Genomic DNA, 16,538 nt, shown 5'->3' on the forward strand with positions numbered 1-16,538 from the left:
AAAGAGTCCGAACCATGGCCTATCAAGCTCAGGAAATCTTCTTCCGCTCCAACGCCCCCGTCACCGTGGACGAGGACAAATGCATCGCCGAAAAGGGCTGCACCGTGTGCGTGGATGTCTGCCCGATGGACTTGCTGGCGATCAACCCGGCCACGCAAAAGGCCTATATGGCGTTCGACGAATGCTGGTACTGCATGCCGTGTGAAAAGGACTGCCCGACCGGGGCCGTGAAAGTCGACATTCCCTATTTATTGCGTTGACTGATAGGGCCTCATCGCTGGCAAGCCAGCTCCCACAGGGATTTTTGTTCGGACATAGATCTTGCAAACACCCGAAAACCCTGTGGGAGCTGGCTTGCCAGCGATGAGGCCGGCCCAGACAACAATAGCCATCCGGAAACACCGGACGCTGGATTCAAAAACACCCCTCGTTTCCCACCGCGCCCTGATCGCGGCGGAGACGAACATCCAATAAATGATTCGAGGGGAAACAACCATGTTGCGTGCAGCAATCGCCGGTCTGGTACTGGCTTCGTTCACCTTGTCGGCCTCGGCCGAAACCATCCGCATTGCCATCGGCACCCAGGACACCACCATCAACTGCGCCGCCGGCGGCCTGTTGATTCGTGAGCTCGGTCTGCTCGACAAATACCTGCCCCACGACGGCGCCTACAAAGACGCCAAGTACGAGGTGCAGTGGAAAAACTTCACCAGCGGCGCACCGCTGACCAACGAAATGGTCGCCGGCAAACTCGACTTCGGCGCCATGGCCGATTTCCCTGGTGCGTTCAACGGTGTCGCGTTCGAAACCGCCGGCAAACACAGCCTGTTCATCAGCGTGCTGTCGGGCAGTATCAAGGGCAGCGGCAACGGCATCGTCGTGCCGAGCGCGTCGGGCGTGCAGTCGCTGAGCGAACTCAAGGGCAAGACCATTTCCGTGCCATTCGCCTCGACCGCCCACGGCATGTTGTTGCGTGCGGTGGCGGAGCAGGGTTGGGATCCGCTCAAGGATGTGAACATCATCGCTCAGCCGCCGGAAGTCGCCGGCTCCGCGTTGCAGGCCGGCAAGATCGACGCCCACGCCGATTTCGTGCCGTTCGCCGAACTGTTCCCGAGCCGTGGTTTCGCCCGCAAGATCTACGACGGCGCCCAGGCCAATGCGCCGACTTTCCACGGCGCATTGGTGGATCAGGCCTACGCGAAACAGTACCCGGAGATCGTCGTCGCTTACCTGCGTGCGAGCATTGAGGCCAATCAACTGCTCGCGGCTGAACCTGAAAAGTACAGCGAGCTGATCGCCAAAGTCACCGGCGTCGATGCCGAGGTCAATTACCTGTTCCACGGCCCGCTCGGCGTGCAGACCCGCGACCTGAGCTGGAAGCCGGAATATCGCCAGGCTGTCGGTACCGCCATTGAAACGTTGAAGTTGCTGAAGAAGGCCGATCGTGGCCTCGATCTCAACACCTTCATCGATGATCAATACATCCGTGCGGCGTTCAAGGCATCGAATCTCGATTACACCGCGCAGTTGGCCAACTACGCGCAGACGCCGCTGAAGGCCACGGATGCGGCGACCGGTAAAGCGATCACCGACTTCAGCCACGTCGCCGAAATCTGGGTGCGCGGTGAAGACAAGGTGCGCCAATACGCCTCCGCCGAATCAGCGTTCACCGCGCTCGCTGCACTGAAGCAGGAAGGCAAAAACATCCGTGCGGTGTATGCGCAGGCCAGCGACAGCGGGATCAAATTGCTCGCCGATCAGGCGTGGTTTGCCAGTGATGCGAAAGGGCGTCTTAGCGCGTTCCTGCTCAAAGGCCAGGCGCAGCAATATGCGGCGGCGCAGGGCGGCAAAGTCCTCGACTTCACCGACGCCACGACCCAAGCCGTTGCCATCCGCTGATTTCATGCAAACCACATTCCCCTGTGGGAGCGGGCTTGCCCGCGATGAGGCCGGTACAGCCAACATATTTGTTGAATGTAAGTCCGCCATCGCGGGCAAGCCCGCTCCCACAGGGTGCGTTGTACTGAGGAAGAGCTATGTTCATATCCATCACACGCTGGGTTCCGAGGGCCGCCTCACTGCTGCTCTGCCTTCTATTCTGGCAACTCGCCGCCAGCCACCACTGGAACCTCGGCCTGGTCACCTTCGCCAACGTGCCAACTCCCTTGGCCGTGATCGAAGCCGCACTCGGCCTCGGCGATTCCGGCAAGCTCCTGCAACACCTGACCGCCAGCCTTAGCCGCGTCTTCGCCGGTTACCTCGCCGCATTGCTCATCGGCATCGCCCTGGGCCTGGCCATCGGCCGCTCGAAATGGGCCGAAGACTTGTTACTGCCGCCACTCGAAGTCCTGCGCCCGATCCCCGCCGTGGCATGGATCCCACTGGCGATTCTGATGTTCCCATCCTCCGAACTGTCGATGGTCTTCATCACCTTCACCGGCGCCCTGTTCCCGATTCTGCTCAACACCGTGCACGGCGTCGAAGGCGTCGATCCACGCCTGATTGCTTCAGCGAAAAGTCTTGGGGCAGGACGCCGGGCGATCCTGCTGGAAGTGATCCTGCCCGGCGCTGCCCCAAGCATCATCACCGGCCTCGCCATCGGCATGGGCACGTCGTGGTTCTGCCTGGTGACAGCGGAAATGATCTCCGGCCAGTTCGGTATCGGCTACTACACCTGGGAGTCCTACACCATTCAGAACTACGCCGATATCGTCGTCGGCATGCTCTTGATTGGCGTATTGGGCATGGGCAGCAGTCTGCTGATCAAACGCCTCGGCGGGTTGTTCACGCCCTGGCATCGACCGCGAGGAAAAACCTGATGAGCGTGATGCAAACCCCGGAAGGGCGGATCGATATTCGCCAATTGTCGATTGTCCTTGGCGAAGGCCGTGAAGCGTTCGAAGCGGTACAGGGCCTCGATTGCCAGATCGAACCGGGCCAGTTCGTGTGCATTCTCGGCCCGTCCGGTTGCGGCAAATCGACCTTGCTCGGCGCGCTGGCCGGGCATCTGAGCGCTCATGCCGGCAGCCTGAAAGTCGATGGCGGCGAAGTGTCCGGGCCGTCGCCGCAGCGCGGCATGGTGTTCCAGCATCACACGCTGTTCCCGTGGCGCACGGTGCGCGACAACGTCGCCTTCGGTTTGAAAATGCGTGGCATCGGCAAGGCTGAGCGCCATCGCGCGGCGGACGAAATTCTCAACCTGGTCGGCCTCGACGGCTTTGCCGAACGCTGGCCCGATCAACTCTCCGGCGGCATGCAGCAACGCGTCGAGATTGCCCGAGTGCTGGTCAACCGCCCGCGCCTGTTGCTGATGGACGAACCGTTCGGCGCACTGGATGCACTGACGCGGTTGAACATGCAGGAACTGTTGCTGGACATCTGGACGCGCATCCGCACCACCGTGGTCTTCGTCACCCATGACATCGACGAGGCGCTGTTTCTCGCCGACCGCTTGCTGGTAATGAGCGCACGGCCGGGGCGCATCATCGAAGACTTGCGTCTCGACTTCGCCCGGCCACGCACCAGCGAACTGGTCACCAGCCCCGAGTTCTCCCGACTCAAGCGCCACTGCCTCGACCTGCTGCGTCACGACGACAACCGACCGCTGCCGCGCCTCAATCCGCTCGGCCTGCCTCCCGAAAACCCTTTGCCGCGATTTGCCTTATGACCTCTATTTTTGCTGTGACCGATAACGAAGACATCCTCGCCCTGCAACCGCGCCTGACCGCCGACGACGCCGCTGTGCGGCGCATTGCCCTGATTGATCTGGCCGATCTGGAGGAGCCGGATGGCTTGCTCTGGCTGGTTGATCGCCTCGCTCAGGATCCCGCCGAAGAAGTCCGCGCTGAAGCCGCGCGGTTGCTGGAGGCCTGGGAAGAGCAACCGGTCGTTCAAGCCTTGTGCGAGGCGTTGACCGACCCGTCGCCTGCCGTGCAAGCCGCCGCAGCCCAAAGCTTGAGTCTGCTCAAGACCGAGGCGGCGGGGCGGGTGATTCTGCCGTGGACCGATCATGCCGACGTCAGCGTGCGCATCGCTGCCTTTCGCGCCCTGCGTGAATTGCGTTGCGCCGATGCCGCGCCGGCAGCTCTCGCGGCACTTAATGATGCCGACGCCAATGTGCGCCGCGAAGCCGTAGGCGTACTTGGCTGGCTCAAGCAACTCGATGCATTACCGGCATTGGCACGACTGGCCAGCGACGATCCGGACACCGAAGTCCGCCGCGCTGCCACCGGTGCCCTTGGTCTGGCCTCTGGTGCTGAAGTCCTTCCGGCCCTGCGTCAGGCCTTGCAGGACAACGCCTGGCAGGTGCGCGAAGAAGCTGCGACGACTTTGGGCAAGGTCGGCCACAGCGACGCCGGCCCGGCACTGGTCGACGCCTTGGGTGACGATTATTGGCAAGTGCGTTTACGCGCCACTCGCAGCCTCGGCCGCTTGCGTTTCGCTCCGGCGCTGGACGCGCTGATCGAAACCCTCGGCCATCGCATCAGCAACCTGCGCAAGGAAGCCGCACTGGCCTTGGGTGAACTGAATGATCGCGGCGCCGTGGCCGCATTGCAGGCGGCGCAGGATGATGGCGACCCGGAAGTGCGCAAAGCCGTGCGCATTGCCTTGAGTCAGTTGCAATGAACCCGCTGTCAGTGGGGAACTCGCAGAGCCAGCAGATGCTGCGGTTGAGCTGGCCGGACGGCCGCGAACAGCATCTCAACCACGCCGAATTGCGCCGCCAGTGCCCGTGCTCGCAATGCCGCGCGTTTCGCCTCAAAGGCATGGTGCCGCTGGTCGATGACCGTGTGCGCCTGATCGAACTCAATCCCCAGGGCTACGGCGTGCAACTGGTGTTCAGCGACGGCCACCAACGCGGGATCTATCCGTGGGCCTACCTCGCAAACCTCACCCCCTGAGAACACTGAAGATCCCTGTGGGAGCTGGCTTGCCAGCGATGAGGTCGGCACATCCGGCATCTGTAGTGACTGACAAACCGCCATCGCTGGCAAGCCAGCTCCCACAGGGATCTTCAGTGCCTGAACTATTGCGCAGCCGTCATGGAAGGCCGGCATCCGTGGAATATGTCCAGCCCCGGTTGATACAGCGAAGTCTTGACTTCAAACAGACCCAACACCGAATGAAACAGGTTGTCATGGCTCAAATCAGCCTGCCCGGTCTTGCCTTGCAGGCAACCGCGGTCAATGCCTTCATGGGCCAGGGTGTTGTCGCCAAACCACATCACCATCGGCACATGGGTCTGTGCCTCCGGTGCGAGCGCATACGGCGCCGCGTGCAGGTACAAGCCGTTCTCGCCCAGCGACTCGCCGTGATCGGAGACATAAATCATCGATGTATCCAGGGTCTGCTGATTGCGCTTGAGCAACTCAATCACCTTGGCGAGGAAATGGTCGGTGTACAAAATCGTGTTGTCGTACACGTTGACCAGTTCATCGCGGCTGCAACTGCCCAACTGGTTGGTGTGGCAGATCGGTTTGAAACGCTCCATCTCTTTCGGATAGCGCTCGTAATACTCGGGGCCGTGGCTGCCATCGGCGTGCAGGACGATGATCGCGTGGCCCTTGAGGCTGTCGATGTAGCTTTGCAGATCCGCCAGCAAGGCCTCATCCAGGCAGTTGTTGCCGTCGCAGAACGGCCCTGGCTGGTTCTTCGAAATATCGCGATTGGGCACGCGCAGGCAGGTGCCTTTGCAATCGCTGTTGTTGTCCAGCCACAGCACTTGCACGCCGACCCGTTGCAGGATATCCAGCAGGCCCTCGTAGGTTTTGCCTTTCTTGTCGCTGTAATCCTCACGCGGGAACATCGAAAACATGCACGGCACCGACACCGCAGTGGACGTGCCGCAGGAATGCACTTGGGTGAAGTTGAGGATGTCCAGCTTGCTCAGCTCGGGGTTGGTCTCGCGCTCGTAACCGTTCAGGGAAAAATGATCGGCGCGGGCGGTTTCGCCGACCACGAAGACCATCAGCGATTTCCTCTCGCGGCTGGCAGCCTTGGCGCTCATCACCGCGTCTTCGCCGATGGCCTGCACCACGAAGTGTTTTTTGATCCCCAGACGCTGCTTGGTGTATTTGCTGATCGCGTAGATGTAGTTGGTCGGGTTGATGAAGTGAGTGAGCTTGTCTTCTTCACGAAAGATCGGCGCATAGGTCGAATAGAACGCACCCACCGAGACGGCGATGACCAGTACGCAGGCGACGATCACCAGGATCTTGTTGAGCAAACCGCGAAAGAACGGCCGGTAACTCACCGGCCAACGCCAGATCAACGCCGCCGGCAGCACGCCGAGCAGCAGCACATAGGTCAGCAGTTTGCCGTTGAACAGTGCAGTGGCTTCGGCGGGATTGGTTTCGAAGACGTTCTGGATCATCACCGTGTCGATGGTGATTCCGTATTCGTTCATGAAATACGCGGCGCAGGCCGAGAGCAGGGCGACCACCGTGAGCACCGGTTTCAGCGTCCAGCGAAACGACACCAGGGTCAGCAGCAGGGTGATGGCCGCCCACAGGAACACCCCGAAAGAGGCGAAGAACGCCAGTTTGTGCGCGCCCTGCAGGGTAATCAGCGTGCCCAGCGCCTTCCAGGTCGCCAGGTTGTACAACGCCACCAGCGCCAGGGAAAACAGCAGCACCAGTCGGGTAGGAGTGATGGACGGTAAACGCAGTCCGTTGCCCAAAGCCATGTCAAACATTCCTCTACATGAATAGAAAACCCACGCGGTTGCGCGGGTAACTGTAGAAGAACATTAGTAAAAAATTCGTAAACATCCCGTAACAAATGCCGAACGCACAGCGAAACCCTGTAGGCGTGAGCCTGCTCGCGATAGCGATGTGTCAGATGTCGATGTGTTATCTGACACAGCGCTATCGCGAGCAGGCTCACTCCAACAGGTGATTTCGCTGGTCAGAAGGATTTACTGACGCTGGCGACGACGGTGGCCGTGCACACATCCTTGAAGCCCCAATTACTCAGGCATTGCGCCTGCGACAGATCGGTGTCGATATAGCTCAAGCCCAGTACCACACCGGCCAGATTGTGAGTGACTTTGACTTCCCATTCCCGGTACGACTCTTCGCCATGCCCCGACGCCGAGTACAGGTGCGGGTCCTTGAAGTCCATATTGCCGTAACGCAATTTCAGGCCTGAATCGAATGGCAACCCGGTTTCATAACTGACATAGCTGTAAAGCGAACTCTGCTTGCTGTCGATCCCCGGCGCATCGCTGGAGTAATACGCCGCCACTTTCACCCCGTAAGCGCCGAAAATCCCGTAGACCTCACTCTGATTGAACTGACTTTCCTTGGGATAGGCGTACTTGAGGTAGCCCAGATCGAGGCTGACATCTTCGGTGGCCTGCCACAGCCAACCGGCGTAGTAATCGACTTCCTGACGGGTTTTCAGATCACCACCGAAATCGACGTTTGAACTCCAGGCGCCGAGGTACAAGCCACTGCTGTGGGCGAGGGTCAGACCGGCCTGAAGCGCCGGGTCATTCTGGGTCTGCGAGATGCCGCGGGTGCGGTAATCGCTGGCCAGGGTCAGATCCACCAGCACGGCGAAGTCGTCGTTCAAGGGGATCGCAAAGCTGCTCAAGGGCAGCACGCTCAAGAAACTCAGGGCGAACAGAGGCAAGGCTTTCATGTGAAGTCCCGATGTTGTGATTTTTATTGGGCAGTACGAAAACTGTGGGGGGATGCAATCTCAGCCACCCTCACAGACCTTGTGGGAGCGAGCCTGCTCGCGAAAGCGGTGGTTCATTCAGCGTTGATGTTGACTGACACACCGCTATCGCGAGCAGGCCCACTCCTACAGGGGGATTTTTGGTGTTATTGGGCGGCGGTGTAGACCTGGCGGCCGCCGAACCAGGTTTGCAAAACCTGGGTGTCATGCAGGGCTTTGGCGTCGACGCTGAACACATCGCGGTCGAGCACGATGAAATCGGCCTGTTTGCCCGGTGTCAGCGAACCGATCTGCTGGTCCAGGCCGATGGTGCGCGCCGCGTTGGCGGTGTAGGCGTAGAACATGGTTTCGCGGTCCAGACGCTCGTCGGCGTTGAGCACGCCCAGCGGGCCGACACGGGTGATCGCCTGGGCCATGGCGTTGAACGGGTTCGGCGATGACACCGGCCAGTCACTGGCGCCGGCAATCGTCGCGCCCTGTTTCAGCAGCGAATGCGCCGGGTATTGATAGCGAAAGGCGAGGGCGCTGACGTAGGGCTTGATCATGTCGGTGGTGTAATCGTCGGCGCTGGCCCAGAGCAATTGCATCGAGGCGATCACGTTCAGCGGCTTGAAGCGGGCGAACTCTTTTGGATTGACCATTTGCAGGTGGGTGATCGAGTGCGTCACGCCACTCTGGCGATCCTTGCGCGCCTGGGCGATGCCGTTCAGCGATTCGCGCACCGCGCGGTCGCCGATGGCATGAATGTGCACTAGCCAGCCGCGTTGGTCGATGGCGCTGACCAGTTCGCCGAAATGCTGCGGATCGATCAGTAGTTCGCCCTGTTTGTGCGAGTTGCTGTAGGGATCGATCATCGCTGCGCTTTGCGCCGGGTATTCGATCACGCCGTCGGCGAAGATCTTGACGCCGGGCAGGGTCAGGTTGGGGATGCCCTGGAATTGCTGGCGCACCTTGTCCAGCGTATCGAGGTCGGCCGGCACGCTTTTTGGATTGGCCACTAACAATGCGGCGACGTGGACGCTCATGTCGCCGCTTTCCGACAAGGCCTTATAGGCCGGCAGCACGCCGACGGTTTTCTCGGTGGGCTTGAGCGCAAAAACCGCTTCGCCCGGTGCGGCGTTGGCGGCGGGGTCCATCCACGCCGTGATGCCGAGGCTGTTATTGAAACGTACGGCGGACTGTGCGGCTTTGAGCATGTCGGCGGCACTCGGCACCGGCATTTTCGAGGCGACCCGATCCCAACCGGCATCGACCACAAAGCCGTTGGCGTCGCCGCTGGCCAGTTTGCCGATGGTGTCTTTTTCCGCGTCGGGCAGGGTTTTCAGCAGCGCGGCGTCGATGCCGGCGCGCTTGAGCATGACGTTGTTGGCCCACGCGGTGTGGTGGTCACTGCCAATGAACACCACCGGCACGTTGGCCCATTCGCCACTGTTGAAGGTTTTGCCCAAGGCTTCGGCTTGTGCCCAGTACCTCGAACTCATGCCCGCGATGCTCAAGACATCGCCGTGTCTGGCCGTACCGTCGTCACGCCAGGTGCGCAGGTTGTTTTCCAGCTCATCGAGGGCGACGACTTCGTCTTCCATATTCGCCGAGACCATTTCCAGTCCACCGAAAATCGCGTGGGAATGGCTGTCGATCAGGCCGGGCATCAGTGCTTTGCCTTTGAGGTCGATCACTTGGGTACCGGGTTCGATCAGCGCTTTGATCTGCGCATCGCTGCCGACTTTCAGCACCTTGCCATTCTCCACGGCCAGTGCCTGAACCTTGGGTTGAGTGCGGTCAGCAGTGAAAATCTTGCCGTTGAGCAGCACCAGATCGGTAGCGGCCATGGCTTCCATCGAGGCAAAACTTACGGCGGCAGCCAACAGGCTCGGGATGAATCTTTTCATTGAAGATTTCCTTGTTATTGCGTCTGATGGCCAGATTAGTGGCTGGCAACGGCCAACAGAACGCCTCCCTCACGAAAAACGTTTTTGCCTGAATGGAAAAAGCATGGACAAGTTGGGTGCATTGAAAATGTTTGTGGTCACGGCGCAGCTTGGCAGTTTCAGTCGCGCCGCCGAGCAACTCGGCAAGACCCCGTCGGCCCTGACCAAAGCGGTCAATCACCTCGAAACGGAACTCGGCGCGCGGCTGTTCGAACGCAGCACGCGGCGGATACTGCTGACCGAGATCGGCCGGGTGTATCTGGAAACCGCACGGTTGGTGTTGCAGCGGCTGGAGGAGGCCAGCGAGGAAATCGAACAACTGCAACATGGTTTGCGCGGCAGCTTGAAAATCACTGCGCCGCTGGCGTATGGACGGGCGTTTCTCGATCAGGTGTGCGACGGTTTCTTGCAGCAATATCCGCAGATCAGCCTGCAAGTGGATCTGTGCGACGCGTTCGTCAATCTACTCGAAAGCGGTTATGACCTGGCCTTGCGCGAAGGCCACGATGACCTGCCGGGGCTGATTGCGCGGGTGGTCGGCAGCAATCGTCTGGCCCTGTGTGGCAGCCCGGAATATCTGGCGCGCAAGGGTTTGCCGGTGAACCCGCAAACCCTCGATCAGCATGAATGGCTGCTGTACCGGCATCCGTTGCTCAGCCGTGAATTCTGGTGGGCCGAGCGCGATGGCCAGCGCTTGAGCCTGGCACAACCTGCAACACCGTTATTACGCAGTGACAATTACGACCTGTTGCTGGCCAGCGCCCTGGCCGGGCGCGGTTTGCTGCACACGCCGCTGTGGAGCGCCGCGCCGTACATTGCCGACGGGCGTCTGGTGCGGGTCATGGCCGACTACGACATCGACCCGGATACCTTCGGCCCGCACATTCTGGCGGTGTACCCGAGCCATCGGCGGGCCACGGCGAAAGTCGTGGCGTTCATCGATTACATCGGCGCATTCCTCGCCGAACGCGGCCTCAACTGACACCCAGTCCTTGATCGTTCCTACGCTCTGCGTGGGAATGCCTCTGGGGACGCTCTGCGTCCAGTGACGCGGAGCGTCACGGGCTGCATTCCCACGCGGAGCGTGGGAACGATCAAGGGGTAGGCCGACCTGTGGCGCTTGTCAGGAAAATCCTACAGGAGTACAAATGTACTCCATGACGAACCTGACTCCCCGCCGTACCGCCATCCTGACCTTTATCCGCGAACGCATCGCCGAACACGGTCAGCCCCCAAGCCTCGCTGAAATCAGCGAGGCTTTTGGTTTTGCCTCCCGTAGCGTGGCGCGCAAGCATGTGCTGGCGCTCACCGAAGCCGGGTTTATCGAGGTCAATCCGCATCAGGCCCGGGGCATTCGTTTGCTCGGGCAACCGCCACGTCCGGAATTGCTCGACATCCCGGTGCTCGGTCGGGTGGCCGCCGGTGCACCGATTGGTGCCGATGCCGATATCCATAGCCGCTTGATGCTCGACCCGGCGCTGTTCTCCCGCACACCCGATTACATGCTGCGAGTGCAGGGCGACTCGATGATCGAGGACGGCATTCTCGACGGCGATCTGGTCGGCGTGCGGCGTAATCCCGAGGCGTTGAACGGCCAGATCGTCGTGGCGCGGCTCGACGGAGAAGTCACCATCAAACGTTTCGAACGTGTCGGCGACACGGTGCGGCTGTTGCCACGCAACCCGGCGTATCAGCCGATTGTCGTGGGCGATGATCAGGATCTGGCCATCGAAGGGGTGTTCTGCGGTCTGGTGAGGCAAGGCTGATGGGCGCCGTTGTTGCGTTGGATACGCTGTTCAATGGCGGCCAGGTCTGGAAGGGCCGGCCTGCGCCTCCGGCGGCCAGTCCACAACCCACCGGCCATGCTGCGCTGGACGCGGCATTGCCCAGCGGTGGCTGGCCGGAGGCGGCACTGAGCGAAATTCTGCTGGCCGGCCCCGGTGTCGGCGAACTGCAACTGGTCTGGCCGACGCTGGCGCGACTCTCGGCGGCAGGCGAGCGCATCGTGCTGGTGGCGCCACCGTTTGTGCCGTACCCGCAGGCATGGGAAAACGCCGGGGTCGATCTGCGCCAGTTGTCGGTGATTCAGGCCAGTGAACGCGATGCCTTGTGGGCCGCGGAACAATGCCTGCGCTCGGGCAGTTGCGGCGCGGTGCTGTGCTGGCCGCACAAGGCTGACGACCGCGCATTGCGGCGCTTGCAGGTGGCGGCGGAAACCGGCCAGACCCTGGCATTCGCCTGGCGACCGTTGAGCGAAGCGGTCAACCCATCTCCGGCAGCACTGCGTATCGCCATCGACGCCAAACCTGCGCAACTGCGCGTGCTCAAGTGCCGTGGCGGACTGGCGCGTACAGCGCCGATTGCCTTTGCCGTGGGGCATTGAGGTCGTCATGCGCTGGGTGTGTATTGTTTTTCCGCAATTGGCCCTCGACGCCGTGCTGCGTCAGCGGCCCGATCCCGCTGAGCCGTTGGTGCTGCTCAGCGGTCCGGCCCAGCGTCGGGTGTTGCAAGCGGTCAACCCGGCGGCACGCCAACTCGGCTTGCGCCCCGGCCAGTCGATGACGGCCGCGCAGGCCATGAGCAAAGGTTTCGCCACCGCCGATTACGAGGTGGCCGAGGTTGAACACTGGCAGCGGTTTCTCGCCGCGTGGGCCTACGGTTTCAGTGCGCAAGTCAGCGTGCATTACCCACGCACCGTGGTGTTCGAGATCGAATCCAGCCTGGGCCTGTTCGGTTCCTGGGCGCAGTTCGAAGCACGACTGCGCAAGGAACTGACCGATCTGGGTTTCCGTCATCGCATTGTCGCGGCGCCCAACCCGGCGGCCGCGCGCATTCTCGCCAACGCTTATGACGGGCTGGTGGTGCCGGACGGCGAGGCCTTGCAGCATCACCTCGGCCAGTTGCCGATCGACCGCGTCGGTCTGGAGCCGGGCGTGGCCACGGCGTTGTCGCGCATGGGCCTGCGCAATCTGAGTCAGGTGCAGAGCCTGCCCCGCCAGGCGCTGGCCCGGCGTTTCGAGGCGCCGATGCTCAAACACCTCGACACCTTATTCGGTGCGCGGCCATTGGCGCTGGAGTTTTACTTGCCGCCGGATCGTTTCGATGTGCGCATCGAACTGAATTTCGACGTGCAATCCCATCAGGCCTTGTTATTCCCGTTACGGCGTCTGACCGGTGATCTGTCGGCGTTCCTGTGCGGGCGTGACAGCGGCGTGCAGCGCTTTGATCTGCATCTGGAACACGCCGGGCTGCCGGACACCGTGATCAAGGTCGGTCTGCTCAGCGCCGAACGCGATCCGGCGATGCTCTTCGAACTGGCCCGTGGTCGGCTGGAGCAGGTGCAGGTCGAGGCACCGGTGCGTGGCTTCCGTTTGCGCGCCGAAGATCTGCCGAGTTTCGTGCCGCAGTTTCAGGAGCTGTTCGACGACCGTCCGCAGCAGACCTTGCCCTGGGAGCAATTGCGCGAACGCCTGCGCGCACGGCTGGGCGATGACGCGGTGCAAGGCCTGCGCTTTCAGGCGGATCACCGGCCGGAGTGCGCCTGGCAAAACGGCGTCGATAAACAACCGTGCTCAGGCTTGCCCAGTGTCCACCGCCCGGGCTGGTTGCTCGGCGAGCCGCAGAGCGTGCCGCAAGGTTCGGCGCGGATCCTCATGGGCCCCGAGCGCATCGAATCCGGCTGGTGGGATGGTGACGATGTGCGTCGCGATTACTACCTGATCCAGAACCGCGCCGGTCAGCAAGGCTGGGCCTATCGGGTGGTGGGCGAGGACGGTCCGTTGTGGCTGCAGGGCTGGTTTGCATGAACGCTGGCTACGCCGAACTGCACTGCCTGTCGAACTTCAGTTTTCAGCGCGGTGCGTCCAGTGCGCTGGAACTGTTTCAGCGGGCGAAAAAGCACGGCTATCAGGCGCTGGCGATCACCGACGAATGCACCCTGGCCGGGATCGTTCGCGCCTGGCAAGCGGCGAAATCCGTTGAGCTGCCGCTGATCATCGGCAGCGAGATCCGTATCGACAACGGCCCGAAACTGGTGCTGCTGGTCGAGAACCTTGAGGGTTATCAGGCGCTGTGCGGCTTGATCACCCGTGCCCGGCGGCGTACGCAGAAAGGCCAGTATCAAGTGCTGCGCGAGGACTTCAGCGCAGCGCTGCCCGGGTTGTTGGTGTTGTGGGTGCCGGACACTGTGGAGGATGTGGAGGAGGGCCGTTGGCTGAAACAGACCTTCGGCGAACGGCTGTGGCTGGCGGTACAACTGCATCGCGGGCAGGACGATCAGCGACGGTTGGCGATGCTGCTGAGTCTGGCCGCCGAGTTGCAGATTCCCGCCGTGGCCAGTGGCGATGTGCATATGCACGCCCGGGGCCGGCGTGCCTTGCAGGACACCATGACCGCGATCCGCCATCACGTCCCGGTGGCCGAGGCCGGATTGCGTTTACATCCCAATGGCGAGCGGCATTTGCGTAGCGTTGAGGTAGTGCGCGAGCTGTATCCGTCGGCATTGCTGGAGGCATCAGTGAAGCTGGCCCGACGCTGCACCTTCGATCTCGGCCAGTTGCGTTATCAATACCCCAAGGAGTTGGTGCCGGAGGGGCATACCGGCAGTTCCTGGTTGCGGCATTTGACCGAAGAAGGCATCGCCTGGCGCTGGCCGCAAGGGCCACAGGCCAAAGTGCTCAAGCAGATCGACGATGAGCTGAAACTGATCGCCGAGCTCGGCTACGAAAGCTACTTTCTCACCGTACACGACGTGGTGAGCTTCGCTCGCAAGCAGCACATCCTCTGTCAGGGGCGGGGTTCGGCGGCCAACTCGGCGGTGTGTTTTGCCTTGGGTATCACCGAAATCGACCCGGATCGCACGACGTTGCTGTTCGAGCGTTTCATGTCCAAAGAGCGCAACGAGCCACCGGACATCGATGTCGACTTCGAACACGAACGCCGCGAAGAAGTCCTGCAATACGTGTTCCGTCGTTATGGCCGTCATCGCGCGGCGCTGACGGCGGTGGTCAGCACCTATCACGCCGCCGGGGCCGTGCGCGATGTGGCCAAGGCGCTGGGGTTGCCGCCGGATCAGATCAACGCATTGGCCGATTGCTGCGGCCACTGGAGCGATGAAACGCCGCCAGTGGCGCGCTTGCTCGAAGGCGGGTTCGACCCCGACAGCCCGGTGCTGCGCCGGGTGTTGAGCCTGACCGGGCAACTGATCGGCTTCCCCCGGCACCTGTCGCAACACCCCGGCGGTTTCGTGATTTCCGAGCAGCCGCTGGACACGCTGGTGCCGGTGGAAAACGCCGCGATGGCCGACCGCACGATCATTCAGTGGGACAAGGACGATCTCGACGCAGTCGGGCTGCTCAAGGTCGATATCCTCGCGCTGGGCATGCTCAGCGCGATCCGCCGCTGTTTCGACTTGCTGCGCCGCCATCGCAATATGGATCTGAGCCTGGCGAACATCCCGGCCGAAGACAAACCGACCTACGAGATGATCAGCCGCGCCGACACCATCGGCGTGTTCCAGATCGAATCGCGGGCACAGATGTCGATGCTGCCGCGCCTGAAACCGGCGAAGTTCTATGATCTGGTGATCGAAGTGGCCATCGTCCGGCCGGGGCCGATTCAGGGCGGGATGGTGCATCCGTATCTGCGCCGGCGGAACAAGGAAGAAGAGGAAACCTATCCGTCGCCAGAACTCAAGGTGGTGCTGGAAAGAACCCTCGGCGTACCGCTGTTTCAGGAACAGGTGATGCAGATCGCCATTGTCGCCGCCGATTACAGCCCCGGTGAGGCCGATCAGTTGCGCCGCTCCATGGCCGCGTGGAAACGTCACGGCGGTCTGGAGCCGCACAAGGCACGTCTGGCCGCCGGCATGAAAAAAAACGGCTACACGGAAGAGTTCGCCGCGCAGATCTTCGAGCAGATCAAGGGATTCGGCAGTTACGGCTTTCCTGAGTCACACGCCGCCAGTTTCGCCTTGTTGACCTACGCCAGTTGCTGGCTCAAGTGCCACGAACCGGCGGCCTTCGCCTGTGCGCTGATCAACAGTTGGCCGATGGGTTTCTACAGCCCCGATCAGATTCTCCAGGACGCCCGGCGGCATCAGTTGCAGATTCGTCCAGTGGACGTGCGCGCCAGTGACTGGGATTGCAGCCTGGAACCGATCAGCGGCGCGCAACCGGCGATTCGCATGGGCCTGCGCATGATCAAGGGTTTTCGCGAAGACGATGCCCAGCGCATTGAAGCGGCGCGTGCGCGTGGGGCGTTTGCCGACGTTGCCGATCTGGGCGAGCGGGCTGCGCTCGACAGTCGGGCGCAGGCGTTGCTGGCGGATTCCGGAGCATTACGCGGCCTGGCCGGGCATCGTCACCGGGCGCGCTGGGAAGTCGCCGGGGTGCAGAAACAACTTGGGTTGTTTGCCGGATTGCCGAGCCAGGAAGAGCCTGATGTGGTGCTGCCAAAACCCAGCGTCGGCGAGGATCTGCACGCCGATTACACGACGGTGGGCACCACGCTGGGGCCGCATCCGCTGGCGCTGTTGCGGGGCGAATTGAAGGCGCTGCGCTGCCGCAGTTCGCAAGAGTTGCTCGATGTTGAACACGGGCGGCCGGTGAGCATTGCCGGTCTGGTCACGGGCCGGCAACGACCGGGCACCGCCAGCGGCGTGACCTTTGTCACCCTGGAAGACGAGTTCGGCAACGTCAACGTGGTGGTCTGGCGCGATCTGGCCGAGCGTCAGCGCCAGGTGCTTGTCGGCTCGCAACTGCTCAGGGTCGACGGGCGCTGGGAACGCGAAGGCGAAGTGCGCCACCTCATCGCCGGACGCTTGAGCGACCTGAGCCCGCTGCTCAACGGCATCCGTGTGCAGAGCCGCGACTTCCACTGATTCTTCCACCTCAGGCCAAACACAAAACCCCCTGTCTGATCGTTCCC

14 protein-coding genes are annotated in these 16,538 nt (G+C 61.8%); 11 read left to right on the plus strand and 3 right to left on the minus strand.

Translation table 11 applies throughout. From position 1 onward, the window contains the following. Positions 1-14 precede the first annotated feature (14 nt). The 6 genes from ACIONG_RS04430 to ACIONG_RS04455 all read left to right on the plus strand — a co-directional run bounded on the left by ACIONG_RS04430 (position 15) and on the right by ACIONG_RS04455 (position 4,901). Positions 15-260: a ferredoxin family protein gene (locus ACIONG_RS04430; RefSeq protein ID WP_003225615.1), complete on the plus strand. Its 246-nt coding sequence runs from the start codon at positions 15-17 to the stop codon at positions 258-260. 235 nt (positions 261-495) lie between these two features. Further along, positions 496-1,899, plus strand: coding sequence for an ABC transporter substrate-binding protein (locus ACIONG_RS04435; protein ID WP_401297001.1), 1,404 nt, complete (start codon positions 496-498; stop codon positions 1,897-1,899). A 137-nt stretch (positions 1,900-2,036) separates the two neighbouring features. Continuing rightward, positions 2,037-2,819 carry an ABC transporter permease gene (locus tag ACIONG_RS04440; protein ID WP_401297003.1) on the plus strand — a complete coding sequence of 261 codons (783 nt, stop codon included), beginning with the start codon at positions 2,037-2,039 and terminating at the stop codon, positions 2,817-2,819. Beyond that, entirely contained in the window at positions 2,819-3,667 is an 849-nt protein-coding gene (locus tag ACIONG_RS04445) for an ABC transporter ATP-binding protein (RefSeq protein WP_103302407.1), read from the plus strand. Before ACIONG_RS04440 ends, ACIONG_RS04445 begins: the two co-directional genes overlap by 1 nt. Next, on the plus strand, positions 3,664-4,626 hold the full coding sequence (locus ACIONG_RS04450) for a HEAT repeat domain-containing protein (protein WP_401297006.1): 963 nt from the start codon (positions 3,664-3,666) through the stop codon (positions 4,624-4,626). The genes ACIONG_RS04445 and ACIONG_RS04450 overlap by 4 nt, the downstream gene beginning before the upstream one ends. Further along, positions 4,623-4,901, plus strand: a complete 279-nt coding sequence (locus tag ACIONG_RS04455) for a DUF971 domain-containing protein (RefSeq protein WP_212809179.1) — start codon at positions 4,623-4,625, stop codon at positions 4,899-4,901. Before ACIONG_RS04450 ends, ACIONG_RS04455 begins: the two co-directional genes overlap by 4 nt. Positions 4,902-5,026: 125 nt before the next feature. On the opposite strand, the gene ACIONG_RS04460 is transcribed toward ACIONG_RS04455, so the two are convergent. From ACIONG_RS04460 to ACIONG_RS04470, 3 genes are all read right to left on the minus strand, one after another. After that, positions 5,027-6,685 (minus strand): phosphoethanolamine transferase, encoded by a 1,659-nt coding sequence (locus tag ACIONG_RS04460; RefSeq protein WP_401297008.1) that lies wholly within the window; start codon positions 6,683-6,685, stop codon positions 5,027-5,029. 221 nt (positions 6,686-6,906) lie between these two features. Beyond that, the gene (locus tag ACIONG_RS04465; RefSeq protein ID WP_401297010.1) at positions 6,907-7,644 is read right to left on the minus strand and encodes a TorF family putative porin; all 738 of its coding nucleotides are present in this window, start codon (positions 7,642-7,644) and stop codon (positions 6,907-6,909) included. Positions 7,645-7,829: 185 nt separating this feature from the next. Then, positions 7,830-9,572 carry an amidohydrolase gene (locus tag ACIONG_RS04470; RefSeq protein WP_401297012.1) on the minus strand — a complete coding sequence of 581 codons (1,743 nt, stop codon included), beginning with the start codon at positions 9,570-9,572 and terminating at the stop codon, positions 7,830-7,832. 103 nt (positions 9,573-9,675) lie between these two features. On the opposite strand from ACIONG_RS04470, the gene ACIONG_RS04475 reads away from it, so the two are divergent. From ACIONG_RS04475 to ACIONG_RS04495, 5 genes are all read left to right on the plus strand, one after another. Beyond that, entirely contained in the window at positions 9,676-10,593 is a 918-nt protein-coding gene (locus ACIONG_RS04475; protein ID WP_103302400.1) for a LysR family transcriptional regulator, read from the plus strand. A gap of 166 nt (positions 10,594-10,759) precedes the next feature. Beyond that, positions 10,760-11,377, plus strand: a complete 618-nt coding sequence (gene lexA, locus ACIONG_RS04480; protein WP_103302399.1) for a transcriptional repressor LexA — start codon at positions 10,760-10,762, stop codon at positions 11,375-11,377. Further along, positions 11,377-11,994 (plus strand): translesion DNA synthesis-associated protein ImuA, encoded by a 618-nt coding sequence (imuA, locus tag ACIONG_RS04485; RefSeq protein WP_053120911.1) that lies wholly within the window; start codon positions 11,377-11,379, stop codon positions 11,992-11,994. Before lexA ends, imuA begins: the two co-directional genes overlap by 1 nt. Before the next feature lie 7 nt (positions 11,995-12,001). Then, positions 12,002-13,417, plus strand: a complete 1,416-nt coding sequence (locus ACIONG_RS04490; RefSeq protein WP_401297016.1) for a Y-family DNA polymerase — start codon at positions 12,002-12,004, stop codon at positions 13,415-13,417. After that, positions 13,414-16,491 (plus strand): error-prone DNA polymerase, encoded by a 3,078-nt coding sequence (locus ACIONG_RS04495; protein ID WP_401297018.1) that lies wholly within the window; start codon positions 13,414-13,416, stop codon positions 16,489-16,491. Before ACIONG_RS04490 ends, ACIONG_RS04495 begins: the two co-directional genes overlap by 4 nt. The last annotated feature ends 47 nt before the right edge of the window (positions 16,492-16,538 follow it).

It is taken from the genome of Pseudomonas sp. NPDC087817 (assembly GCF_044742875.1).
Lineage (GTDB): Bacteria > Pseudomonadota > Gammaproteobacteria > Pseudomonadales > Pseudomonadaceae > Aquipseudomonas.

Coding starts and splice junctions, on each gene's coding strand:
- ACIONG_RS04430 (WP_003225615.1), top strand. CDS start 15: ATGGCCTATCAAGCTCAGGAAATCTTCTTCCGCTCCAACGCCCCCGTC.
- ACIONG_RS04435 (WP_401297001.1), top strand. CDS start 496: ATGTTGCGTGCAGCAATCGCCGGTCTGGTACTGGCTTCGTTCACCTTG.
- ACIONG_RS04440 (WP_401297003.1), top strand. CDS start 2,037: ATGTTCATATCCATCACACGCTGGGTTCCGAGGGCCGCCTCACTGCTG.
- ACIONG_RS04445 (WP_103302407.1), top strand. CDS start 2,819: ATGAGCGTGATGCAAACCCCGGAAGGGCGGATCGATATTCGCCAATTG.
- ACIONG_RS04450 (WP_401297006.1), top strand. CDS start 3,664: ATGACCTCTATTTTTGCTGTGACCGATAACGAAGACATCCTCGCCCTG.
- ACIONG_RS04455 (WP_212809179.1), top strand. CDS start 4,623: ATGAACCCGCTGTCAGTGGGGAACTCGCAGAGCCAGCAGATGCTGCGG.
- ACIONG_RS04460 (WP_401297008.1), bottom strand. CDS start 6,685: ATGGCTTTGGGCAACGGACTGCGTTTACCGTCCATCACTCCTACCCGA.
- ACIONG_RS04465 (WP_401297010.1), bottom strand. CDS start 7,644: ATGAAAGCCTTGCCTCTGTTCGCCCTGAGTTTCTTGAGCGTGCTGCCC.
- ACIONG_RS04470 (WP_401297012.1), bottom strand. CDS start 9,572: ATGAAAAGATTCATCCCGAGCCTGTTGGCTGCCGCCGTAAGTTTTGCC.
- ACIONG_RS04475 (WP_103302400.1), top strand. CDS start 9,676: ATGGACAAGTTGGGTGCATTGAAAATGTTTGTGGTCACGGCGCAGCTT.
- lexA (WP_103302399.1), top strand. CDS start 10,760: ATGTACTCCATGACGAACCTGACTCCCCGCCGTACCGCCATCCTGACC.
- imuA (WP_053120911.1), top strand. CDS start 11,377: ATGGGCGCCGTTGTTGCGTTGGATACGCTGTTCAATGGCGGCCAGGTC.
- ACIONG_RS04490 (WP_401297016.1), top strand. CDS start 12,002: ATGCGCTGGGTGTGTATTGTTTTTCCGCAATTGGCCCTCGACGCCGTG.
- ACIONG_RS04495 (WP_401297018.1), top strand. CDS start 13,414: ATGAACGCTGGCTACGCCGAACTGCACTGCCTGTCGAACTTCAGTTTT.